This window comes from Arenibacterium sp. CAU 1754, from assembly GCF_054482635.1.
The window spans coordinates 1128094-1150938 of record NZ_JBTLRG010000002.1 but is presented as its reverse complement, the minus strand read 5'-3'; the positions used below and the strand labels follow the sequence as shown (position 1 = coordinate 1150938).

20 protein-coding genes are annotated in these 22845 nt (G+C 60.0%); 10 read left to right on the top strand and 10 right to left on the bottom strand.

What is annotated here, in order from left to right; translation table 11 throughout:
• Positions 1-6: 6 nt before the first annotated feature.
• The 6 genes from ACXYMO_RS12345 to ACXYMO_RS12320 all read right to left on the bottom strand — a co-directional run bounded on the left by ACXYMO_RS12345 (position 7) and on the right by ACXYMO_RS12320 (position 6950).
• Positions 7-1611: a carboxyl transferase domain-containing protein gene (locus tag ACXYMO_RS12345; protein WP_458878985.1), complete on the bottom strand. Its 1605-nt coding sequence runs from the start codon at positions 1609-1611 to the stop codon at positions 7-9.
• Positions 1608-3074 carry an AMP-binding protein gene (locus ACXYMO_RS12340; protein WP_458879085.1) on the bottom strand — a complete coding sequence of 489 codons (1467 nt, stop codon included), beginning with the start codon at positions 3072-3074 and terminating at the stop codon, positions 1608-1610. The genes ACXYMO_RS12345 and ACXYMO_RS12340 overlap by 4 nt, the downstream gene beginning before the upstream one ends.
• A 59-nt stretch (positions 3075-3133) precedes the next feature.
• Positions 3134-4297, bottom strand: a complete 1164-nt coding sequence (locus tag ACXYMO_RS12335) for an isovaleryl-CoA dehydrogenase (RefSeq protein WP_458878984.1) — start codon at positions 4295-4297, stop codon at positions 3134-3136.
• Positions 4298-4443: 146 nt separating this feature from the next.
• Entirely contained in the window at positions 4444-4998 is a 555-nt protein-coding gene (locus ACXYMO_RS12330) for a hypothetical protein (protein WP_458878983.1), read from the bottom strand.
• Positions 4999-5033: 35 nt separating this feature from the next.
• Entirely contained in the window at positions 5034-6239 is a 1206-nt protein-coding gene (locus tag ACXYMO_RS12325) for a DegT/DnrJ/EryC1/StrS family aminotransferase (RefSeq protein WP_458878982.1), read from the bottom strand.
• 48 nt (positions 6240-6287) lie between these two features.
• The gene (locus ACXYMO_RS12320) at positions 6288-6950 is read right to left on the bottom strand and encodes an HAD-IA family hydrolase (protein ID WP_458879084.1); all 663 of its coding nucleotides are present in this window, start codon (positions 6948-6950) and stop codon (positions 6288-6290) included.
• Between the two features lie 131 nt (positions 6951-7081).
• Here ACXYMO_RS12320 and glmU point away from each other — a divergent pair, with 131 nt between their 5' ends.
• The 3 genes from glmU to ACXYMO_RS12305 are packed head-to-tail and all read left to right on the top strand — an operon-like array spanning position 7082 to position 10812.
• Positions 7082-8437, top strand: coding sequence for a bifunctional UDP-N-acetylglucosamine diphosphorylase/glucosamine-1-phosphate N-acetyltransferase GlmU (gene glmU / locus ACXYMO_RS12315; protein ID WP_458878981.1), 1356 nt, complete (start codon positions 7082-7084; stop codon positions 8435-8437).
• Positions 8437-10260 carry a glutamine--fructose-6-phosphate transaminase (isomerizing) gene (gene glmS / locus ACXYMO_RS12310; protein ID WP_458878980.1) on the top strand — a complete coding sequence of 608 codons (1824 nt, stop codon included), beginning with the start codon at positions 8437-8439 and terminating at the stop codon, positions 10258-10260. Before glmU ends, glmS begins: the two co-directional genes overlap by 1 nt.
• Before the next feature lie 3 nt (positions 10261-10263).
• Positions 10264-10812 carry a pyridoxamine 5'-phosphate oxidase family protein gene (locus ACXYMO_RS12305; protein ID WP_458878979.1) on the top strand — a complete coding sequence of 183 codons (549 nt, stop codon included), beginning with the start codon at positions 10264-10266 and terminating at the stop codon, positions 10810-10812.
• A gap of 8 nt (positions 10813-10820) precedes the next feature.
• Here the strand turns inward: ACXYMO_RS12305 and ACXYMO_RS12300 are convergent, their stop codons facing one another.
• Positions 10821-11540, bottom strand: a complete 720-nt coding sequence (locus tag ACXYMO_RS12300; protein ID WP_458878978.1) for an FkbM family methyltransferase — start codon at positions 11538-11540, stop codon at positions 10821-10823.
• A gap of 96 nt (positions 11541-11636) precedes the next feature.
• Between ACXYMO_RS12300 and ACXYMO_RS12295 the strand changes: the two genes are divergently transcribed.
• Entirely contained in the window at positions 11637-12314 is a 678-nt protein-coding gene (locus tag ACXYMO_RS12295) for a DNA alkylation repair protein (protein ID WP_458878977.1), read from the top strand.
• A gap of 302 nt (positions 12315-12616) precedes the next feature.
• A complete protein-coding gene (locus ACXYMO_RS12290) occupies positions 12617-13225 on the top strand; it encodes an ankyrin repeat domain-containing protein (protein ID WP_458878976.1) in 609 nt (202 codons plus the stop codon).
• Between the two features lie 323 nt (positions 13226-13548).
• Here the strand turns inward: ACXYMO_RS12290 and ACXYMO_RS12285 are convergent, their stop codons facing one another.
• The 3 genes from ACXYMO_RS12285 to ACXYMO_RS12275 are packed head-to-tail and all read right to left on the bottom strand — an operon-like array spanning position 13549 to position 16755.
• On the bottom strand, positions 13549-14364 hold the full coding sequence (locus ACXYMO_RS12285; protein WP_458878975.1) for a sugar phosphate isomerase/epimerase family protein: 816 nt from the start codon (positions 14362-14364) through the stop codon (positions 13549-13551).
• Positions 14364-16049: an FAD-dependent oxidoreductase gene (locus ACXYMO_RS12280; protein WP_458878974.1), complete on the bottom strand. Its 1686-nt coding sequence runs from the start codon at positions 16047-16049 to the stop codon at positions 14364-14366. Before ACXYMO_RS12280 ends, ACXYMO_RS12285 begins: the two co-directional genes overlap by 1 nt.
• A 1-nt stretch (position 16050) precedes the next feature.
• Complete coding sequence (locus ACXYMO_RS12275) at positions 16051-16755, bottom strand: TetR/AcrR family transcriptional regulator (protein WP_458878973.1); 705 nt, start codon at positions 16753-16755, stop codon at positions 16051-16053.
• Between the two features lie 110 nt (positions 16756-16865).
• On the opposite strand from ACXYMO_RS12275, the gene ACXYMO_RS12270 reads away from it, so the two are divergent.
• From ACXYMO_RS12270 to ACXYMO_RS12250, 5 genes are all read left to right on the top strand, one after another.
• On the top strand, positions 16866-17900 hold the full coding sequence (locus ACXYMO_RS12270; RefSeq protein ID WP_458878972.1) for a Bug family tripartite tricarboxylate transporter substrate binding protein: 1035 nt from the start codon (positions 16866-16868) through the stop codon (positions 17898-17900).
• Between the two features lie 128 nt (positions 17901-18028).
• Positions 18029-18601, top strand: coding sequence for a tripartite tricarboxylate transporter TctB family protein (locus tag ACXYMO_RS12265; protein WP_458878971.1), 573 nt, complete (start codon positions 18029-18031; stop codon positions 18599-18601).
• A 2-nt stretch (positions 18602-18603) separates the two neighbouring features.
• Positions 18604-20112 carry a tripartite tricarboxylate transporter permease gene (locus ACXYMO_RS12260; RefSeq protein WP_458878970.1) on the top strand — a complete coding sequence of 503 codons (1509 nt, stop codon included), beginning with the start codon at positions 18604-18606 and terminating at the stop codon, positions 20110-20112.
• Positions 20109-20960, top strand: a complete 852-nt coding sequence (locus ACXYMO_RS12255) for a shikimate dehydrogenase family protein (protein ID WP_458879083.1) — start codon at positions 20109-20111, stop codon at positions 20958-20960. Before ACXYMO_RS12260 ends, ACXYMO_RS12255 begins: the two co-directional genes overlap by 4 nt.
• Positions 20957-22843: a bifunctional sugar phosphate isomerase/epimerase/4-hydroxyphenylpyruvate dioxygenase family protein gene (locus ACXYMO_RS12250; protein ID WP_458878969.1), complete on the top strand. Its 1887-nt coding sequence runs from the start codon at positions 20957-20959 to the stop codon at positions 22841-22843. Before ACXYMO_RS12255 ends, ACXYMO_RS12250 begins: the two co-directional genes overlap by 4 nt.
• Positions 22844-22845 lie beyond the last annotated feature (2 nt).

The window sequence follows — 22845 nt, the reverse complement described above, 5'->3', positions numbered from 1 at the left end:
ATCTCCTCACATCCGGAAAACGCCGAACTTCGTCGGCTCGATGGGCGCGTTCAGCGCGGCACTCAGCGACAGGGCCAGCACATCGCGCGACTTGCGCGGGTCGATGATCCCATCGTCCCACAGGCGCGCGCTGGCATAAAGCGGGTGGCTCTGTTCTTCGAACATCTCCAGCGTCGGGCGTTTGAACTCGGCCTCCTCCTCGGGCGACCAGGTGCCGCCGGCCCGTTCGATCCCGTCACGTTTGACGGTGGCCAAGACGCCAGCGGCCTGTTCGCCCCCCATCACCGAAATCCGGCTGTTGGGCCAGGTCCACAGGAACCGGGGGCTATAGGCGCGCCCGCACATGCCGTAGTTGCCCGCGCCATAGGACCCGCCGACCAGCATCGTCACCTTGGGCACCTTGGTTGCGGCCACGGCCGTCACCATCTTGGCGCCATGACGCGCAATCCCTTGCGATTCATACTTCTGCCCCACCATGAAGCCGGTGATATTCTGCAGGAAAACCAATGGGATATTGCGCTGGCTGCACAGTTCGACAAAATGCGCGCCCTTCTGCGCGGATTCCGAAAACAGCACGCCGTTGTTGGCGATGATCCCCACCGGGCAACCGCGCACATGGGCAAATCCCGTGACCAGCGTTTCACCGAACCGCGCCTTGAACTCGTCAAAGCGCGATCCGTCCACCAGCCGGGCGATGACCTCGCGGATGTCATAAGGCGTGCGCAAATCTCCAGGCACAACGCCCAGGATTTCCTCGGGGTCATAAGCCGGTTCTTCGGGGCTGGCCCAGTCAACCGTCTGGGGCCGCGTCCGGTTCAGACCCGCCACCGCACGCCGCGCAAGGGCCAGCGCATGGGTGTCATCCTCAGCCAGATAATCGGCAACGCCCGACAGGCGCGTGTGCACATCGCCCCCGCCCAGATCCTCGGCGCTCACCACCTCGCCTGTCGCGGCCTTGACCAGCGGCGGACCGGCCAGGAAAATCGTGCCCTGTTCCTTGACGATGATCGTCACATCCGACATCGCAGGCACATAGGCGCCCCCGGCGGTACATGACCCCATCACCACGGCGATCTGGGGAATGCCCTTGGCGCTCATGTTCGCCTGATTGAAGAAGATACGCCCGAAATGGTCGCGATCGGGGAACACCTCATCCTGATTGGGCAGGTTCGCCCCGCCGCTGTCCACAAGGTAGACACAGGGCAAATGGTTCTGTTCGGCAATTTCCTGAGCGCGCAGGTGTTTTTTCACCGTCATCGGGTAATAGGTGCCGCCCTTCACGGTGGCATCGTTGCAGACGACCATGACCTCCTGCCCGTGAACCTGCCCGACGCCCGCGATCACACCGGCACAGGGGGCGGCGCCACCATACATCCCGTGCGCCGCCGTCGCGCCAACCTCAAGAAAGGGCGAGCCCGGGTCCAGCAGGTTCGCCACCCGTTCACGCGGCAGCATCTTGCCCCGGCTCACATGCCGCGCGCGGGACTTTTCACCACCGCCCGCCGCAGCGGCCTCGGCCGCTTCCCGGATGGTGTCCAGCGCCTCAAGATGCGCGGCGCGGTTCTGTTGAAAGCCCTCCGAGGATGGCAATGCCTTGGATGTCAGTTTCATTTCACATTCTCCTGTTCGGCTGCCGCCCGTGCCCTGAGCTCTTTGCGGATCACCTTGCCCGTCACTGTCATCGGCAATGCATCCAAAAACGATATTTCCCTTGGGTAGGAATAGCTTGCCAGCCGCTCCTTAACCCAATCCTGCAACTCCCGGGCGCTCACATCCGCGCCGTGTTTGCGCACCACATAGGCCTTCACGATCTCGGTCCTTAGCGGGTCGGGCTTGCCCACCACGCCCACCGTTGCCACGCCCGGATGGGTCAGCAGGCAATCTTCGATCTCAGCCGGGCCGATGCGGTATCCGGCCGAGGTGATCACGTCGTCCTCGCGCCCGACAAAGCGGAGATAGTCGCCATCCCAGATGCCCCGATCCCCGGTGATCAGCCAGTCGCTGCGAAACTTTTCCGCCGTCGCCTCGGGCCGGTTCCAGTATTCCAGCATCATGCTGGCCGATCCGCGCCGGATGGCCACATCGCCCTCGTCAGCCGTCGGATTGCCCGCCGCGTCAATCACCGCAACCTCATGCCCCGGCACCGCCTTGCCAATGCATCCGGGCCGGGCCGGGAAATCCACACCGCAGCTTGACGCCACCATGTTGCATTCGGTCTGCCCGTAGAATTCATTGATATCGAGGTCAAAGGCCCGCCGCCCCCAGGCCAGCATTTCCGCGCCCAGCGGCTCGCCCCCCGACGCAACAGACCGCAACCCCGGCAACGCCACATCCGACGCCTTCAGCATCCGCAGCGCCGTGGGCGGAAAGAACACGTTGCGCACCTGTCCGCGTGCGATGATGTCGGCGCAGCCTTCGGGCGTGAATTTCTCCATCCGCCCGGCCACCACCGGCACGCCCAGCGCAAGGCCCGGCATCAGCACATCGAACAGCCCCCCGATCCAGGCCCAGTCGGCTGGCGTCCACAGGCAATCCCCCGGTTGGCCCAGATGATCATGGCTCATCGCCACACCCGGCAAATGCCCGGTCAGCACCCGATGCCCGTGCAGCGCGCCCTTGGGCGTGCCGGTCGTCCCGCTGGTATAGATCAGAACCGCCGGATCCTCGGGGCCTGTATCGGCAAAGGGCACGGGCGGGCCGTCTTCGCCCACCTGGTCGGCCATCAACGGAACCGCCAGATCACCCAGCAATGCCGCGCCTTCGGGATCGGTCAGAACCAGCTTCGCACCCGCGTCTCCGACCCGGCTGCGCAGCGCATCCTGCTTGAACAGTTTGAACAAAGGCACTGAAATCGCGCCGATTTTCCAGATCGCCAGATGCGCCGCCGCGCACCAGGGTGACTGGCTGAGCAGCACGCCCACCCGGTCCCCCGGCACGACCTCACGCATCAGGCGGCGGGCCAGCCCGTCAACCATTTCGCCCAGCGCGCCATAGGTCACATCGCGCCGCGATGGCCCCGTCAGATCAATTATCGCAACCCGGTCGTCGGGCCAGCTCAAACACTGGCCCGCCATATTCAGGCGGTCGGGCACCTCCCAATGCCCGTCCCTGCCCAATCCGGGTAAGGGATGGCTCACCCCATCGACCCCATCAATTCACGCCCCACCAGCATGCGGCGGATTTCGCTGGTGCCTGCGCCAATTTCCATCAGCTTGGCATCGCGGAAGATCCGCGCCACGGGGGCATCGTTCAGGAACCCGGCCCCGCCCATCGCCTGCACCGCCTGATGCGCCTGGGTCATCGCGGCCTCCGAGGCATAGAGACAGCACGCCGCCGCATCCTGCCGGGTCACGTCGCCCCGATCACAAGCCTTGGCCACCTCGTAGACATAGGCGCGCGCCGAATTCATCGCCGTGTACATGTCGGCAATCTTGCCCTGCATCAACTGGAAACTCCCGATCGGTTTGCCGAACTGCTTGCGCTCGGCCATATAGGGCATGATTTCATCCATGCAGGACGCCATGATCCCGGTCCCGATCCCGGCCAGAACCACACGTTCATAATCCAGCCCCGACATCAGGACCTGAACGCCTTTACCCTCTTCGCCCAGCACGTTTTCGAACGGCACCTCGACGTCCTCGAAAATCAGCTCGGCGGTGTTTGATCCGCGCATGCCCAGTTTGTCGAAATGGGGCGAGGTGCTGAACCCCTTGAAGTCCTTTTCGATCAGGAACGCGGTCATACCCTTGCTGCCAGCCTCCGGGTCAGTCTTGGCATAAACCACCAAAGTGTCCGCATCCGGCCCATTGGTGATCCAGTATTTGTTGCCATTCAGGCGGTAATGATCGTTGCGCTTTTCCGCGCGCAGCTTCATCGACACCACGTCCGATCCGGCCCCCGCCTCGGACATGGCCAGGGCGCCCACATGCTCGCCCGAAATCAGCTTGGGCAGGTATTTGGACTTCTGCTCCTGCGTGCCGTTCAGCTTGATCTGGTTCACACACAGGTTGGAATGGGCCCCATAAGACAGCGATACCGAGGCACTTGCCCGTGCCACCTCTTCCACAGCGACCGTATGAGCAAGGTAGGACATGCCCGCCCCGCCATATTCCTCGGACACGGTAATGCCGAGCAACCCCAACTCCCCCATTTCACGCCAGAGATCGGCGGGAAAGTCATTGCTCTTGTCGATGTCTGCCGCCATCGGGCGCACCCGTTCCTGCGCCCAGCGGTGCACCATCTCGCGCAGCGCGTTCACATCCTCGCCCAGATCAAATTGCATGGTCGCTGAAAACATGACGGCGTCCCCTCCCCGATTTATTGAACAACTGTTCAAATACTACGCCGCGAGTCTAGATCGGTCAAGCAGCTGGATTCGAGGTGCTGGAAAACAAAGCCTCAGAAGAAGACAGAAAAGGCATCCACCCGGGGGGGTAAGTCGGATCAATCAGCGCCCAACTCTTTCAATTGTCTGTCTGAATGCTGTCTGGACAAGAACGAAACGGAAAGAGCCGTTTCCGATGTCCCTCCGCTTTCGGAAAACCGATACAGCGAAATGCCCCAACGGCGCGGGTCATCACGCGGGTACTGATCCCAATTCATGAATAAATCCCAAGTATCAACACCGTGGGTGGTATCGACCTGCAACATGGGAAACTCATCTTCGACAATTCTAATTGCTGCCGTTTGAAATGCCATTCGTTCGTCAACATTCATAAGGTCTAGAATATCACGGACTGAACAGGTCCGACCGGAAATGTTGACTATGAACCGTGTTTGCGGATCGGCCCACACGTCCCCGCCCTGTTTTTCCAAACGAACCAGTGGCGGCTCCGGGGCAATCAGATTCCCCCCTGCAAAAGGCACGCAGTATTTCTCGGACAAGGCAATGGCTTCGGATACCCGATCAAACTCCGGCTCCATGGCACTACGTCCGAAATATCCGATCGGAATGCCCAGGATCACTACAAACATCAGGACAATCAGGCGTTTCTTCATCGGGTATGCAATCACAACAAATTACTATCCACGGTTCAGCTTGGTGCCGCCCCGCCCTGAAAAACCGCGCTCACCTCGGCGCGGATGATACGGGCGATCAGGGCGCAATCTTCCAGCGAAAAGGTCAATGGCACCCGCATATCCACGATCCCGGCCAGGATCCGGTCACTTGCGGGCATCGGTTCACTTTCAACATAGCGCCAACTGTCATAGCGCGACGTAAACGCCACCGGCTCGGCCCCGCCGAACCATTTGAGCTCAACGCCCCGGGCGGCACAGCGGCGCAGCACGTCCTGTACCCGGTCCGCGGCCCAGTCGAGCAGCAGGAACTGGATCGAGGACCCGACAAATTGCTCAGCCTCGGGACGGTCGATCAACCGCAGGCCGGGGGTGTCGCGCAACCCATCCTCAAGCGCGCGATACCGGTCGTTCCAGCGCGCCACCTGTTCGTCCAGCGCCCGCAACTGGGGCCGCAGGATCGCCGCGCGCAGGTTGTCCATCCGCCCCGAGATATTCGGCGTGACGTATTTTAACCGCTCAAATACCTCTGGCCCCGGTGCTGCCAGATGCCTCTCATACAGCATGTAGGAGCCCGATAGCATGACCGCGCGCGCCGCTAGTTCCTCGTCATCCGTGATCAGGAACCCGCCCTCGCCCGAATTGACGTGTTTATAGGTCTGACAGGAAAATGCCCCGGCAATCCCGTGCCGCCCCGACGGGGTGCCCTTCCACGCGGCCCCCATGGTGTGGGCGCAATCCTCGATCACTTTTATCCCTGCGCCATTGCAAATCTGCATCAGCCGGTCCATGTCGCAGATATGCCCGCGCATATGGCTCAGCAGCAGAACATCGGCGCGATCCGCCTTGGACGCCAGATCGTCCAGATCGATAGTCAATTCTTCGGTGACCCCAACGAACACCGGCACCGCGCCCAGGCTGGCAATCGCCCCCGGCACCGGGGCCAGCGTGAAGGCGTTGGACAACACCCGGTCCCCCGGTCCCACGCCCGCTGCGCGCAGCGTCGTGGCCATCGCATACCCGCCCGAGGCGACGGCGACACAGTATTTCGCCCCCGTCAGCGCGGCGAATTCCTGTTCCAACAGGGCCGTTTCGCTGATTTCGCCGGCGGCCACGTTATAGCGGTGCAACCGTCCCGATCGCATGACCTTCAGCGCCGCCTCAATCCCCTCTTCGGGGATGGGTTCCTGCTGGGTGAAACTGCCTTTGAATGTCTCGCTCATGAAATACTTGTGCGGTGCCGGTCCAGAGCGGTCAAGCCTGCTTGTACCTCAGCCGATCAACCCGGCCACCACCCCGGGCAGATCATCGAACCGGTGCAACAGGGCCTCGGGCTCAAGCGCGGCCATATCCGCGCCCGACGGCCCGAACGTGACCAGAACCGATGGCACCCCGGCCGCGCGCGCCGTGTTGCGGTCGGTATCGGAATCCCCGATCAGAACGCACATGTCCGGATCGCCCCCCGCCCGCCGCGCCGCTTCGCGCAGGGGTTCGGGGTCGGGTTTGCGCACCGGCAGCGTATCGGCTCCCACCATCGAGGCAAACGCGTCCCGCACCCCCAGCCGGGCCAGCAGTTCCTCGGCCAGGCGTTCGGGCTTGTTGGTGCAGATGCCCACGCCATATCCTTGGGTTTTCAACGTCTCGACCGCCTCCATGGCACCGGGATAGATCACCGTGTGCCTGTCGATATCGCGCGAATAGGCCTCGAGCAGGATGGGATAGTATTGATCCACCACTGCCGCGTCATAACGGTCCAGACGTTCCAGCCCGCGGGTCAGCATCATCCGCCCGCCGCGCAGCGCAATGCCCGCATCCGTGGCCGGGTTCAGCACATCCCCCAGCCCCATGTCGCGGAAACAAACGTTCGCCGCCGCGATCAGATCGCCCGATGTATCGGCCAGCGTTCCGTCCAGATCAAAGATGACTGTGCGCAAGAGATACCCCCGTTTCGGCATGTTTTCGCCCGATGAAGTTGCAACATGCAACCTTGTTTGATCGTTCAGCCGCTTGCGCCGCCGTATCCAGCGGATAAAACGGGCGGAATTAAAATACAAAGAGAAAACTGATGGACATTGCCCTCGTCATCCTGGCCGCAGGCAAAGGCACACGGATGAATTCGGACCTGCCCAAGGTTCTGCACCCGATCGCACAGGCCCCGATGCTGGCCCATGCCATGCGCGCCGGACGTGCGCTTGACCCGTCCCGCACCGTGATCGTTGCGGGCCACGAGGGCGACCTGGTCGCCGCCGCCGCGCGCGACATCGACGAAACCGCCGAGGTCGTGATGCAGACCGAACAGCTGGGCACCGCCCATGCGGTCGATCAGGCGCGCGCTGCGCTTGACGGGTTCACGGGCGATGTCGTCGTGCTTTATGGCGACACCCCGTTCCTGCAGCCTGAAACGCTGGAACGGATGGTCGCCGCCCGTGCACATCATGATGTGGTGATCCTGGGGTTCGAGGCCGCCGATCCCGCCCGCTATGGCCGCCTTGTGATGACAGGTGACACGCTTGACCGCATTGTCGAGTTCAAGGACGCCACCGACGACCAGCGCGCCATCACCTTTTGCAACTCGGGCCTTCTGGCCTGCGACGCGGTCACCCTGTTTGATCTGCTGTCCAAGGTCGGCAACGACAATGCCTCGGGCGAATATTATCTGACCGATATCGTCGAGATTGCCGGTGCGCAGGGTCTGTCGGTCACCGCCATCGCCTGTGATGAATCCGAAACGCTGGGCGTGAACTCCCGCGCCGACCTGGCCGCGGCAGATGCGGTGTTTCAGTCCCGCGCCCGGGCCGCATTGCTGGAGGACGGCGTTACGCTGATGGCCCCCGAAACGGTTTACTTGGCGTTTGACACGATCATCGGACGCGACACGGTGGTCGAGCCCAACGTGGTCTTTGGTCCTGACGTCACCGTCGAAAGCGGCGCCACCATCCGCGCCTTTTCCCATCTCGAAGGGTGCCACGTCAGCCGTGGTGCGGTGATCGGCCCCTATGCCCGCCTGCGCCCCGGTGCCGAACTGGCCGAAAACACCCGCGTCGGCAATTTCGTCGAGATCAAGAACGCCCAGATCGAAGCCGGAGCAAAGGTGAACCACCTCAGCTATATCGGGGACGCCCAGATCGGTGAAAAGTCCAACATCGGCGCGGGGACGATCACCTGTAATTACGACGGTTTCATGAAGCACAAGACCACGATCGGCGCGGGGGCCTTCATCGGGTCGAACACGATGCTGGTCGCCCCCGTCACCGTCGGCAACGGCGCGATGACGGCCACCGGATCGGTGATTACCCGCGATATTGAAGACGACGCATTGGCCGTGGCGCGCACCAAGCAGGAAAACAAACCCGGCCGGGCGCGGAAACTGTTCGACATTTTAAGGGCCAAAAAGGCCAAATTACAAAAAGGTCAGTCATAATGTGCGGAATTGTAGGGGTTCTGGGAAACCACGAAGCGGCCCCAATCCTTGTCGAAGCGCTCAAGCGGCTGGAATATCGCGGCTATGACAGCGCCGGGATCGCCACGATCAACAATGGCGCGCTGGACCGCCGCCGCGCGGTCGGGAAACTGGTCAATCTCAGCGACCTTCTGGTGCACGACCCGCTGCCGGGCAAATCCGGCATCGGACACACCCGCTGGGCCACTCACGGCGCACCGTCGGTCAAGAATGCCCACCCCCACCGTGCCGGATCGGTCGCCGTGGTGCATAACGGCATCATCGAAAACTTTCGCGAATTGCGCGCCGAACTGGCCGAGTCCGGGATCAGTTTTTCCACCGATACCGACACCGAAACCATCGCCCTGCTGGCCCAGCACTACCTGCAATCCGGCGCCTCCCCCTCCGAGGCCGTGTTCAAGACGCTCGAACGGCTGGACGGGGCCTTTGCCCTGGCCTTCCTGTTCGAGGGCGAAGAGGACCTGATCATCGCCGCGCGCAAAGGCTCGCCGCTGGCGATTGGGCATGGGGATGGTGAAATGTTCGTCGGCAGCGACGCGATTGCGCTGTCCCCCCTGACCGACAAGATCACCTACCTCGAAGAAGGCGATTGCGCCGTCATCACCCGCACCAGCGTTGAAATCCGCGACGCGAACGGAGAACTGGCCAACCGGCCGGTGAAAAAGATCAAGCTCAGCGCCGCCCGGATCGACAAGGACGGGCACAAACACTTCATGGCCAAGGAAATCGCGGAACAGCCCAAGGTGATCGGCGAAGCGATCAATCATTACCTGCCCGCGGGCGGAACCGACGTGAAACTGCCCGGCAAAGGCATCGATTTCACCAAGGTCCAACGTCTGACCATGGTGGCCTGTGGCACGGCCTACTATGCCTGCCTGACCGCGAAATACTGGTTCGAACAACTGGCCCAACTGCCAGTCGAGGTCGATGTCGCCTCAGAGTTCCGCTATCGCGAACCGCCCATCACCGAAGGCACGCTGGCGCTGTTCGTCAGCCAGTCAGGCGAAACCGCGGACACGCTGGCCGCCCTGCGCTATTGCACCGAAAAGGCCGATCAGATCGTGTCGGTCGTCAACGTCCCCGAAAGCTCCATCGCCCGCGAAAGCGATCTGGCCCTGCCGATCTATGCAGGGGTCGAAATCGGCGTCGCCTCAACCAAGGCGTTTACCTGCCAGCTGTCGGTCCTGCTGATGCTGGCGCTGAAGGCCGCCGCCGACCGGGGCACCCTTCCCGCCGAGGAAATCGCCGATCATGTCTCGGCCCTGCGCGGCATCCCGGCCCTGCTGAACGCGGCGCTGGACGAAGAAGACGAAATCAAACGCGCCGCCCAGCGCCTGAGCGAGGCGCGCGATGTGCTGTTTCTGGGGCGGGGCGTGATGTATCCGCTCGCTCTCGAAGGTGCGCTCAAGCTGAAAGAGATCAGCTATATTCATGCCGAGGCCTACGCGTCAGGCGAGCTTAAACATGGGCCCATCGCCCTGATCGACAAACATATGCCCGTGGTCGTCATGGCCCCGCGCGACGGGCTGTTCGACAAGACCGTGTCCAACATGCAAGAGGTGATGGCCCGCAAGGGCAAGGTGGTGCTGATCTCGGACGATGCCGGCATCGCCGAGGCTAAGGACGGCGTCTGGTCGACCATCCGCATGCCACAGGTCAACCCTGTGCTCTCCCCGATCCTCTATGCCGTGCCTGCGCAATTGCTGGCCTATCACACGGCGGTGGCCAAGGGCACCGACGTGGACCAGCCCCGCAACCTTGCCAAATCCGTGACGGTGGAATGAGATATGGCCAAGCAATTTGACCGGATCGAAACGCAGCACCAGAAATTCATCGAAGCACAGCACATGTTCTTTTCCGGCTCGGCAGGGCCGGACGGGCGGGTCAACATTTCGCCCAAGGGTATGGAGTCCCTGCGCATTCTGGGGTCAAACCGGATCATCTGGATGAACCTGACCGGGTCCGGCAATGAAACCGCCGGCCACCTGCTTGAACATCCGCGCATGACGCTGATGTGGTGTTCCTTCACCACCCAGCCGCTGATCCTGCGCTGTTTCGGAACCGCGCGCACGCTGCACCCCACCGATGCGAACTGGGCCGATCTGGCCCCCCATTTCCCGCCCCATCGCAGCGCCCGGCAGATTTTCGATGTCGACGTCGACATGGTGCAAACCTCCTGCGGCTACGCCGTGCCCTTCATGGATTACGTCTGTGAACGCGACACCATGCAGAAATGGGTGGAAAGCAAATCCGACGATGAACTGCGAGCCTATTGGGTCGAAAAGAACAACGAAACGATTGACGGCAAACCGACCGGCGTGGTCGGCGCGGACTGACCGGTCAGCTACTGGCGCACATAAAGAACATCACCATGGCGCGGAACCTGCATGTAAAGATGTGAGGCCAGCCGAAAACCCTGCGTTTTCATATGGGCATCGACATCCTGAAACGCCGCGCCTCCTTCATAGAAAGGCACGCGGCTGACCTCGCATTTGCACATGGCAAACTGGCGCAGCCCCTCGCCCAGTCCTTTGAGCACTTCAAATTCGTGTCCTTGCACGTCCACCGCCAGCATCGGATTTTCAGCTGCGGTCACGTCGATACCATGCCGCGCCAGAATTTCTGGCAGGCTGCTTGTACGCATCTCAAGAACCTCGCCACTTTCACCAGCATTTGGAAACCGTTTCTTCAGCGCGTCCGTCTCGCGATGGACCGATGACGACACCCCGTTGCCTTTAAAACGATGAAAACTCAGCGTTTCATTGTCGGATGCTGACACCAGCGCACATTCCGTCAGATGCCGCGTTGGCCCGCTGCGCAGGGCCATGCGACGTGCCAGTTCGGCATGGCTGTCGGGATCGGCCTCAATCCACAACACAAACTCGGCGCCACAGCTTTCATAGAATGCAACGTCTTCGCCCCAATGCGCGCCCACATGTACGATCAGGTCAACCGGCGCTCTGCGCTGTATCAGCAACTCATACCGGGATGCACGAAAGTACTTCCGCCAAGTTTCCGGCACCAGTTTCTTCGCCGCTCTTTCAAAGCCTTTGAAAACGTGCATTCCGCTCTCCTGCAATTGCTGGCACGTCGTATCAGTGAACTTGTACCGAGGAAAGACCGCCTTATGCTGGCAGTGAAAACAGCGAACGGATTGCCCATGCCCTCCCCTTATCTCGACCAGCTCAAATCGCTTGCCGATCCCGAACGGGCAAAAGGCATGGCCGCCTATCACAAGGTGGACCGGCAATACCTGGGCCTGTCCAACCCGCAGATCAATGATCTGGTCAAGGAATGGCGCAGCGGTCTGAGCGTGGACCAGCGCGTCGCACTGGCCGATGCCCTGTGGCAGACGAATATCTACGAGGCGCGTCTGGCCGCCGCCAAACTGCTGACCCAGGCCCGCATCCGCCCGGATGACGCCGCCTGGTCCCTGATCCAAAGCTGGGTGCCCGATTTCGACAGCTGGGCCATCGCCGATCACGCCTGCATGGCCGGACAGAAACGGCTGGTGGCCGATCCCTCACGGATCGACGATGTGGAGCCCTGGACAAGGTCCAATCACATGTGGACCCGCCGCGCGGCACTGGTGATCACCCTGCCCTGGACCAAACAGAACAACCCCAAACCCGAGGATCTCGAGATCCGCGACCGCGTGCTTGGCTGGGCGGCATCTTACGTGCCCGACCGAGACTGGTTCATCCAAAAGGCCATCGCCTGGTGGCTGCGCGATTTCTCCAAACACGACGCCCCCCGCGTGATCGCGTTTCTGGACCAACACGGAGACGCCATGAAACCCTTCGCCCGCAAAGAGGCCGGGCGGTTTTTGGGAAGGTGAGCACGGCGGTTTAGGACTGCGGGTTGCGGCCCATTCCGGACACTCAACCTAACCTCGAGATGCCGCGAAGCGGCCCGTCGAACCTGCTGTTCACTGAGGGCGCAATATCTAGGTTTGCGTGAAATCACACAACGCGGGACGAAGCCGCCGCTCGTCGCAAATTCTCCAAAGACCGCTATAGGAAAGTGTGAGATTCCCAGCTGAATTCCCATTTTGAGATCATGCTTTCGGCATTTAGGGGTGAAGATGAGCGTGCTATGACAGGCTGTGCAGAGAACCGAGAAATCCATAGGGCCCAGCAGATGTCCGACATTGAAGAATTTGTAATTCAGAATTTTGAGGCTGCGTATGAGGCATTTCGCACTGGAAATATTTCTCGTCTTGATGAGCTTGCCAAGGGTAGTCCATTTCCTTGTGGCACCGATGGCTGGCTTGGCAGGCGCTGGTTAACCAATGCCATCGATAGCCATAACCCAGATGCAGTGGCGTGGGTGCTGAGTAAGAATCCGCAGGTCAACTATGTTGACGAAGACGGTTTCACCGCCCTGAAGTCTATCTTGCAAGTCGAGAACGACAGCAAGATCGTTGAAAAACTGAACGATAAAGATGCAGCGAGCCTGACGATTAAGCTAATTGATATGCTTCTTAAGGCTGGGGCCGAAATCAATTTAACTGCTACATTGGCTGAAACAGTTTTGCACACTGCTGCAATGTGGTCATCTCCTTCGGTAGTGCAGCATTTGCTGCTTTGCGGCGCGGACCCGCTGGCTTGGGACGACGAGTATTCGCCCCGTCAACCAGCCGATTACGCGAAACTCCATAAGAGATGGGAAGTCCATGCAATCCTAAGGGATGCCATGAAACAAGACCCGTCGGGTCGCTCAAAAGATATGGACACAATCGATCGCTGATTGAGTTTGGAGGAAACGATTCAGAATTGTTTCCGGAATGCTTGCCAAATTTTCGGGTTAACATCGGTGGCCGCATTAGGCATTTCTTGCCATTGCTGACGTTCGTGCATCTTGCAGCATCGGTTGGATTGGGATCACTACAGCCCCAGAATGCGGCGCAGCATCTGCCATCGATGCGTCGCATAGGTTCTCACTAATGGCCCTTAGCGGACCTCCATCGCAAGAGTCCATGCTGCAATGCGCTTCCCCAAAGCAGACGTTACTGATCGGAGCAGAGTTAATTTTGTGTAATATTATTACTCAGCACCTGATGGCCCCGCAGATCAATTTGACGGATTCTTCGCCAACAGGGCGCGCGTTGTTGCCAACATCTTTTTAGCAAATTCGATTTGCGATTGATTTTCGGCTACATTGACTAGGGGAATTTCCAAAGCGATCTGAATGTCCGGGGGCAACTGCGCAAGAATGGCACCAAGCCGGATCTGACCCTGCCCGGGGATCAGACGCGCCTCGCGCGCTGTGTGCAGCAGCGCCTCTTCGGAATATTGAGGCATCACCATCGCATCGCACAGGTGAATAAATGGCAGGCGGCTCGGATCGGCCTTTGCAATATCGCTCAAACGGCTGGCAGATCGGTCAAAGTGCAGCGTATCAAGAAGAACACCGATATGCGGATCCTGCGTTCGTGCAACGACATTGAGCGCCGAGTTTAGGTCCGGAACATTCGTCCATGGAAAGAACTCAAGCACAGGCGACATGTTGAAACGGGCAGCACGTTCAGCGAACTGCGCCAGATTGTCAGCGAGCCTGTCGAGGTCGAGATCATAGGGGGCGGTCACGATATACTTGGCCCCAAGTTCAGCTCCCGCTGACAGAAACGGATCCATTGCAGAAGCGTCAAATGCCGGCGTCAGGCGCACGAATTCTATGTCATTGACCGAGACACCTGTGGCACGCATCGCCGCCAGTGTCTCGCGCATCATATGCGGGTCGTCCATCAGCGGATAGCCGGGAGTGGTTGGGGTGACGGCAATCAACCGTAGGCCGACTGAGGCGAAACCTGCGTCGGCAGCGAGGTGGATAAGCTCCGGCGGCGACAAATTCAGGAACGTCAGATGTGCCAGTGATATCGGTCGCATCACATCCCCTTCGCCGCATGTCTGCCTGCAATAAATCCGAACGTCATTGCAGGGCCAATATTGATCCCGCCTGCAGGATAATGCCCGCCCATCACGCTCGCCATATCCGCACCCGCCGCATAGAGCCCGTCGATCATGGTCCCGTCCGCCCGCAGTGCCTGTGCATGTGCGTTGGTCTTGATACCCGCGAAGGTGCCAAAGCTGCCCGCGACCACGCGCACCGCATAGAACGGTCCTTTTTCGATGGGAGCAACGCAGGGGTTCGGGCCGTGGCCGCTATCGCCCTGAAGGCGGTTGTACGCCGTGCTGCCCCGCCCGTAAGCGGGATCTTCGCCCCGATGAGCGGCGGCGTTATATGCGGTGAGCGTCGCCTCCAACCCCGCAGGATCAATCCCGCAGGCTTTGGCCAGTTGCGCGATCGTAGCGCCCGACTTGATATAGCCCGACCGCAGATAAGGCCCCACGGGCAAGGGGCTGGGCCGTGAGATGCCCAAGCCATAGCGGCGCTGGAAACCCTCAGTGCAGATCAACCATGATTGCGGCTCCTCGCCCTCGGGTGTCTCATTTAGCATAGCGGCCACATAGTCGTGGTAACCGTTGCCTTCGTTGCAGAAGCGTTTGCCGTTTTGCAGCACACCGATGATCCCCGGCTTGCCGCGTTCGATGATATGCGGGAAGAGCGCCACCGTACCATCGCGCTGCGGCACCTCTGACACAGGGCAATAGGCTGATGCCGCCGCGACGGAGGTGTCGAAAACCGCGCCCACCGCCTCGGCAAGGCTGGCACCCGAACCTGTGCTGTAGGGGGTCGCCAGCGTGCGGGGTGGCAGCCCGCCCCGTGACAATGGGGCCAGCCGCGCTTTGTCATGCGGGGCACCGCCTGTTGCCAAGACTACCCCGTTGCGGGCCGAGATTTCATAAGCGCGGGCCGCATCCTGCACCACCACCCCGGTCACCTTTTCACCATCATGCAGCAAGTCGCTGACCGTCATGCCCGTCCGCATGTCGACCCCTGTCGCGCGCGCCGAGGCCATCAGCCGCGCAACCAGCGCATTGCCGTTGCGCAGCTGCATCCCGCGCCCGTACCGCGCCAAATCATAGAGGTGGCGCGCGAAGCGTTTGGCCACATATCCGAACGCATGCACCGAACGGGTCATCGTCATGAAGGCGCGCAGATCTGAACCTGCCTGAATGGTCATACCCATAAAGGCCGTTTCGGGCAGTGGCCTACGCAACAACGCGATGTCCGCGCCAAGGTTTCGCCCATCAAACGGCGCCGCAATTACCGAACGCCCACCCTGACCTGCGTCATCCAATTGACTGTAGGTGTCGGGAATATGGGTGCCGCTTTCGAATTCAAGCGCGGTTTGGCCTTCAAAGAAACCGACCATTTCCGGTGCTGCGGTCAGGAAGGCATCCACCTTTTCCGCGTCGAAATTGTTTGCCAGCACCTGGGCCAGATATCGGCGCGGGGCGTCGATATCTTCGATAATCCCATCCCGCACCGCCAGCGGATTGCGCGGTGCCCAGATCCACCCGCCCGACCAGGCAGTTGTGCCACCAAGTACAGGCGCTTTTTCGAGAAGAACGACCTTCAATCCATGATGCGCTCCAGTGACTGCCGCCGACAGACCGGCCGCACCAGAGCCGATCACCACAAGATCGCACGTCTCTCGCAGGTCCATGTCAGTTCCAGGATTGTGGTTCATGTCCAATGACAACAGCGGCCAGGATCATATCCGTCGCTCGCTCTTTAAGGATTGCCTGACGTGCCTTTGAAAAGATCGAGTTTCCAAACGAGGCCGAAAAGGTGGCCTTGTTCGACACGTTGTAGAAGCTGAATGAACTGATAAGCCAGTGCAGCTCAAGCGCGTCCGCGCCTTTTCGGAACAGCCCTTGCGCCTTTCCCCGCGCACAGACTTCTTCAAGCTTGTCGATGATGGATCGGTTCAACGTGGGCACGATGTCCGACTTCCGCAGGTAGTCGCCGTTATGGATATTCTCGATCATTACGAGGCGGATAAAGTGGGGCGCATTCGCGTGCGCATCGAATGTTGCTTCAACCAACCGTCGCAAAGCCTGCACCGGTTCCAGCCCCGCCACGTCCAGAAGATCTTCGCTGCGGCGCAAAGAGCCATAGACCCCTTCGAGAACCGCACAATAAAGTCCCTCCTTGTCACCGAAGTAGTAGTAGATCATCCGTTTGGAGGTCGATGTCCTGCGTGCGATCTCGTTGATGTTTGCGCCGGATAGGCCGTGTGCCGCAAACTCCTCGGTCGCGATCGTCAAGATGTTCTCCTTGACGGCCTCCGGATCTTTCTTCCACGAAGTCTTGCGCTTGTTGGCCGGGCTTTCCGCGCTTCCATCCATCCTGCATGCCTCTTGTGTCATTCGATTCTGGTATCGGGATAGCATAAATTTAACCTCTGGGTACATTTTATTTGACAAATTAACCCATGGGTACATAAAGAGATACGACCGGCGAGACGAGGAGCGAATCGTTGGCTGGAAAACACCTAGGGAGGACAGAGATGTCTCGGAAACTGATTGGCGCAATTGTTGCGCTTGGCCTGAGCGCAACCGTAGCAACCGCACAAGAATACCCTGCAAAAGAAATTCAGGGCATCATCCAGTGGGGCGCCGGCGGCTCGACCGATACTGTAATGCGGTCCGTTACCCCGCATGCCGAAGAAGCACTTGGCGGAACGATCGTCATGCAGAACATGACAGGCGCGGTTGGCGCAATCGCGCTTAACTACGTCGTCGATGCCGAAGCTGACGGCTACACCCTGTTGATGGGCGCCGAGAACCCGATGCTCTACAAAATTATGGGTCTGGGCGACGAAGATTATACCGCGTTTACGCCGATCAACCTTCTGGCCCGCGGCACACCGATGCTTGTCGCTAACGTCGACGCGCCGTTCGATGATTATGCTGGTATGTTGTCCTACATCGCCGAAAACCCGGGCGAGTTGAAGATGGGCGCAACAGGCCCCGGCGGCTTGCCTTCGGTCATCACCGCGATGATGAACACCGTTGAGGGCGAGCTGGACGTGATCGCCGTTCCTTACGACGGCGACGGCCCTGCGCTAACCGCTCTACAGGGTGGCGCGATTGATGTGATGCCCGCCGTTCTGGGTGCTGCAATCGAAGGCGTTCGCGCTGGCAACATGAAGCCGATCCTGATCTTCGATACCGCAACCAACGCCACGCTTCCCGATGTGCAGATCGCAACAGATGCAAACGCTGCCTACGCGACCTACCTGCCATGGGGCCCCTTCTTTGGCGTTTTCGTCAAGAACGGCACGCCCGATGACGTGGTTGAGGCTTTGACCGCTGCTTATGCAACGGCTGCCGAGAACCAAGAGTTCGTCGATCTGATGGATGGTCGCGGCTTCACCATGATGAACATCAGCGGCCAAGAGGCCACAGACTTCCTGACCAAGTGGCAGCAGGGCACGGCTTGGCTGCTCGACGATGCGGGCCTGACCCAAGCATCGCCCGAAGAGTTCGGCATCGCGCGCCCAGGCGAGTGAGCGAATAGTTGACTGAACGGGTGGCCACACGGGGCCGCCCGACCAAGGACGCCGCCCATGCCCACCGCAGGGCGGCGTCTTTTCGTTCCAGGGAGGAGCCTGGATCACACAACGGGAGGAGGCGGATCATGGATCCTGATTTCAGAGGTGATATCGACCATCACGACGGTACTTCGGACGCGGTTCCGGGTGGCTACGTCGAAAAACGCAGACCGGGTGAGCTTGGCTTTGCGATCTTTCTGACCGTGGCGAGCCTTGGCCTGCTCTACAGCGCCTATGGCATCTCGGGGTTCAAGGCGCTCTCGTCTCCGGGTTCAGTTCCGATGGCGACGAGTTTGGTGATGGTGATTTCGGCGCTTGTGGTAGCTGTGCGCACCGCGAAGCTGCCCAAAGTCGCGAGCGAGACGCTCGCCAAAGACATTCTGCCCGTGATGGTCATCATCTTCGTGGGCTTCCTGATCGCGTTCGGCGCGCTGTTGAAGCCGTTGGGGTTCCTGCCCACCGCCGCCCTCTTTCTGGTCGCGGCCTTCAAGCTTTTGTCCCGTAAAAGCTGGGGCTATTCGCTGACCATCGCCTTCGTGTCTCTGCTGGTGATCTGGCTGGTGTTCCGCATCGTGTTCACCGTGCTTTTGCCTGCGGGCATCGTCCCCGAGGCCGAGTTTATCCAGATTTTCCGCAACCTTCTGTCGGGAAAGGGCTGATCATGGAAACCATCCTCGCAATTTTTACTGTCTTTTCCCAGCCGCAACTGTTGCTGCTGGTCGGGGTCGGCACCTTCGCAGGCATCTATATCGGCGCGATCCCCGGCCTTTCAGTCACGATGGCCGTGTCGATCCTGATTTCCTTCACCTTCTCGTGGGACGTACTGCCTGCGATCTCGCTTATGGTGGGCATCTACATGGGCGGCGTCTATGGTGGCTCGCGCACGGCGATCCTGCTCAACATCCCGGGCGCGCCGTCGGCCATTGCCACTGCGATGGATGGCTACCCAATGGCGAAAAAGGGCGAAGCGGGCCAAGCCATCGGCGTCACCACGGTCATGTCCTTTTTCGGCGGGCTGATCGGCATTCTGGTATTGGCGCTGGCGGCCCCCTTCGTGTCCGAGTTCGCCCTCACGTTCCAGCCGCGCGACTACATGTTGCTCGCCGTCCTCGGCATCCTGCTCGTCGGCTCGCTTTCGAGCGGTTCGCTCGTCAAGGGCATCTTCGCAGGGGCTTTCGGTATCGCTATCGGCGCGATCGGCCGTGACCCGCTGACATTCGCCGAACGCTTCACCTTCGATTTCAAGATCATGGAAGGCGGGATTTCCTTCATCGCCGTGATGATCGGGATGTTCGGCGTCTCCGAGGCACTGCAACAACTTCAGAACGTCAATATGAAATCGGTCCGCCAAAAGATCGACCGCATCGTGCCTTCGTTCGGGACGGTCAAGAAATACCTGCCCCTATCGCTGCAAACCTCGTCCATCGGGGTAATCATCGGCGCATTGCCCGGTACGGGTGGCGATATCGCGGCACTGATGGCCTATGACCACGCCAAACGCGTGACCAAAGACCCCGAAGTGCCCTTCGGTGAAGGCGCGATGGAAGGCCTTGTGGCTCCCGAGACCGCCAATAACGCCGCCGTGGGCGGGGCGTTCATCCCTATGATGACGCTTGGCATCCCCGGCGATGCTGTGACGGCAATCATGATCGGAGCGCTGTTTATCCACGGCCTCAACCCCGGACCGATGTTGATGGTCGATCAGCCCGACATGTTCTGGTTCATCGTCGGCGCACTGCTCACAGCCAATGTGTTCATGCTGATCTTCGGCCTGACAGGCATCAAGATCTTCACCAAGATCGTGGAAATGCCCCGCCCGATCATCATTCCGCTGATCCTGCTGCTTTCGATTGTGGGGGCTTATGCGGTGAACAACTCGATCACCGATGTCTACTGGATGCTCGGCTTTGGCGTCTTCGGGTATTTCATGCGCCACTATGGCTATCCGCTTGGTCCTGTCATTCTGGGCGTGATCCTGTCGCGCCTGCTTGATGACAACTGGCGGCGGGCGATCATCTCGGAACGCGAAGATCTGGGTCGCTTCTTCGAGGGCATTTTCACCAGCCCGTTGTCCCTGGTTCTGTTCGTTGCAGTGATCTTGATCTTCGTCAGTCAAACGCCGGTTTGGACCGCAATGAAGAACCGCCTATTCAAAAGGGTGCCGTCATGACCTCAGCTGCAACCAAGAGCTTCAAACTGGGATTGATAGGTGACAACATCACCCGATCGAAGTCCCCGCGACTGCACCGCACGGCGGGAAGCCTGACGGACCAAAAGGTTACCTACGACCGCATGATCCCGAAAGACATGGGGCTGTCTTTCGAAGAAGTTTTCGAAAAGGCACGGACATCGGGCTACCGCGGCATCAACGTCACATATCCTTACAAGGAGGTGGTGACCTCAATGGTGACTGTGATTGACCCGCTGGTTCGGGCAATTGGTGCCGTCAACACGGTTGTGTTCGATGCCGATGGTCCCAAGGGGTTCAATACCGACTATACCGGGTTCATGAATGCCTACCGGTCGGTGCGCGGCACAGAGCCACCGGGTGTGGTCTGTCTGATCGGGACCGGCGGCGTCGGCAAAGCGGTTGCCTTTGGCCTGATTGGGTTGGGCGCGCAGGCCATCCGTTGCGTCGATCTCGATCCTGCCAAGGCGGCAAGTCTGGCGGACGCACTGGCAGCGCTCGGGTCAGAAACGCGGATCGAGGTGTCAGGTGACGCGGTTGGCGCCGCTGACGGTGCGGACGGGATCATCAATTGCACGCCCCTGGGAATGGTTGGCATTGGCGGATCGCCATTGCCTGCTGATGCGATGCGGGGCGCTGCTTGGGCTTTTGACGCAGTCTATACGCCAGTCGATACACAATTTTTGCAGGATGCAGAGCGCGCTGGCCTCACTGTGATTTCAGGCTACGAATTGTTTTTCGCCCAGGGCGTTGATGCTTGGAATATCTTCACTGGTCTAGAAATCGACCATGCGGCGCTGCGGGCTGCGATCCAAGGGGACGACATATGAAAACCTCCATCGCCACGGTATCAATCTCTGGCAACCTCGTCGAAAAGCTGGAAGCAATTGCGGCCGCGGGCTTCGATGGTATCGAAATCTTCGAACAGGACTTCATCGCCCACGATGGAAAACCGCGCGAAGTGGGTGACCTGATCCGCTCGATGGGTCTGGAAATCACGCTGTTCCAGCCGTTTCGCGATTTCGAAGGCCTGCCAGAACCCCTGCGGGTCAAGGCGTTCGATCGCGCGGAACGCAAATTCGATCTGATGCAGGAATTGGGCACCGATCTTGTTCTGGTTTGCTCAAGCTGCCATCCGCAAGCCCTTGGCGGGATTGACCGCGCTGCCAATGATTTTGCGGAACTAGGCGACCGCGCGGCAAAGCGCGGTTTGCGTGTCGGGTACGAGGCCTTGGCTTGGGGGCGTCATGTCAACGACCACCGGGACGCCTGGGAAATTGTCAGACGGGCTGACCACGAAAACGTCGGCCTGATCCTCGACAGTTTCCACACGCTGGCCCGCAAGATCGACCCCGAAACGATCCGGCGCATTCCGGGCGACAAAATCTTCTTCGTTCAGCTGGCCGATGCCCCCTTGATCGAGATGGACCTGCTTTATTGGTCCCGTCACTTCCGCAATATGCCGGGCGAAGGCGATCTTGCTGTCACCGACTTCATGAGGGCCGTCATGGCCACGGGATACGCAGGGCCAATCTCGCTCGAAATCTTCAACGACCAGTTCCGCGGCGGGCAGCCCAAGACGATCGCGAAGGATGGTTACCGATCGCTTGTTGCCTTGATGGATGATGTGCGGCGCATCGAACCCGCAGCGACAGATGATGCACCCATGATGCCCGCGCGCGCCACCGTTGGCGGCGTGTCATTCGTGGAATTTGCGACACGCAGCGATGAGGCTGATGCGCTTGAAGCGATGCTCAGAACCCTCGGGTTCCGGCATTCCGGCACCCACATCGCAAAGAAACTGGCGCTTTGGACCCAAGGCGATATCCGTATCGTCGTGAACCGGGAAACCACCGGCTATGCCAGCAGTGCCTACACTGTGCATGGCACGACCGTTTGCGATGTCGGAATTTCGGTTGATGACGCCGGCAACACCGTAGATCGTGCGCAGCTTCTTGGCGCTGATACTTTCAAACAATCGGTTGGCCCAGGCGAGCTTGATATTCCGGCGATCCGTGGCCTGAGTGGCAGTGTGTTGCACTTTATCGACGAGACCTCCGGGCTGAATGATGTCTGGTCTGTCGAATTCACGCAGAACGCAGGTGAACCAGCCGACGCAGGCCTGACGCGTATCGACCATCTGGCGCAAACGATGAGCTATGACGAAATGCTCAGCTGGTCCTTGTTCTATACGACGCTTTTCCGGATGCAGAAATCACCCATGGTCGATGTGGTCGATCCGGATGGCCTTGTGCGCAGTCAGGCGCTTGAAACGCCGGATGGCGGGTTTCGCATCACGCTGAACGGCGCGGAAACGCACCGCACAATGGCCGGAGGCTTCCTCGCGGATAGCTTTGGCGCGTCCGTCCAGCATATCGCACTGGCAAGCGGCGATATCTTCGCAACCAGCGCCGCGATGGCCAAGCTGGGTTTCAAACCACTGCCGATGTCGGACAACTACTATGCTGATCTCGCAGCCCGTTTTGACCTTGACCCGGACAAGCTGGCCCAGTTGAAGGCAGGGAATATCCTCTATGACGAGGACGCAGACGGTTCATTCTACCAGTTTTACTCCAGGCCCTTCGCTGGCGGTATGTTCTTTGAAATTGTGGAACGGCGCGATGGTTATTCCGGTTACGGCGCTCCTAATGCGCCGTTCCGGATTGCCGCGCAAAAACGACTTTTGCGGCAGAAGGGCATGCCACGAAAATAGGG

Coding starts and splice junctions, on each gene's coding strand:
- ACXYMO_RS12345 (WP_458878985.1), bottom strand. CDS start 1,611: ATGAAACTGACATCCAAGGCATTGCCATCCTCGGAGGGCTTTCAACAG.
- ACXYMO_RS12340 (WP_458879085.1), bottom strand. CDS start 3,074: ATGGCGGGCCAGTGTTTGAGCTGGCCCGACGACCGGGTTGCGATAATT.
- ACXYMO_RS12335 (WP_458878984.1), bottom strand. CDS start 4,297: ATGTTTTCAGCGACCATGCAATTTGATCTGGGCGAGGATGTGAACGCG.
- ACXYMO_RS12330 (WP_458878983.1), bottom strand. CDS start 4,998: ATGAAGAAACGCCTGATTGTCCTGATGTTTGTAGTGATCCTGGGCATT.
- ACXYMO_RS12325 (WP_458878982.1), bottom strand. CDS start 6,239: ATGAGCGAGACATTCAAAGGCAGTTTCACCCAGCAGGAACCCATCCCC.
- glmU (WP_458878981.1), top strand. CDS start 7,082: ATGGACATTGCCCTCGTCATCCTGGCCGCAGGCAAAGGCACACGGATG.
- glmS (WP_458878980.1), top strand. CDS start 8,437: ATGTGCGGAATTGTAGGGGTTCTGGGAAACCACGAAGCGGCCCCAATC.
- ACXYMO_RS12305 (WP_458878979.1), top strand. CDS start 10,264: ATGGCCAAGCAATTTGACCGGATCGAAACGCAGCACCAGAAATTCATC.
- ACXYMO_RS12300 (WP_458878978.1), bottom strand. CDS start 11,540: ATGCACGTTTTCAAAGGCTTTGAAAGAGCGGCGAAGAAACTGGTGCCG.
- ACXYMO_RS12295 (WP_458878977.1), top strand. CDS start 11,637: ATGCCCTCCCCTTATCTCGACCAGCTCAAATCGCTTGCCGATCCCGAA.
- ACXYMO_RS12290 (WP_458878976.1), top strand. CDS start 12,617: ATGTCCGACATTGAAGAATTTGTAATTCAGAATTTTGAGGCTGCGTAT.
- ACXYMO_RS12285 (WP_458878975.1), bottom strand. CDS start 14,364: ATGCGACCGATATCACTGGCACATCTGACGTTCCTGAATTTGTCGCCG.
- ACXYMO_RS12280 (WP_458878974.1), bottom strand. CDS start 16,049: ATGGACCTGCGAGAGACGTGCGATCTTGTGGTGATCGGCTCTGGTGCG.
- ACXYMO_RS12275 (WP_458878973.1), bottom strand. CDS start 16,755: ATGACACAAGAGGCATGCAGGATGGATGGAAGCGCGGAAAGCCCGGCC.
- ACXYMO_RS12265 (WP_458878971.1), top strand. CDS start 18,029: ATGGATCCTGATTTCAGAGGTGATATCGACCATCACGACGGTACTTCG.
- ACXYMO_RS12260 (WP_458878970.1), top strand. CDS start 18,604: ATGGAAACCATCCTCGCAATTTTTACTGTCTTTTCCCAGCCGCAACTG.
- ACXYMO_RS12255 (WP_458879083.1), top strand. CDS start 20,109: ATGACCTCAGCTGCAACCAAGAGCTTCAAACTGGGATTGATAGGTGAC.
- ACXYMO_RS12250 (WP_458878969.1), top strand. CDS start 20,957: ATGAAAACCTCCATCGCCACGGTATCAATCTCTGGCAACCTCGTCGAA.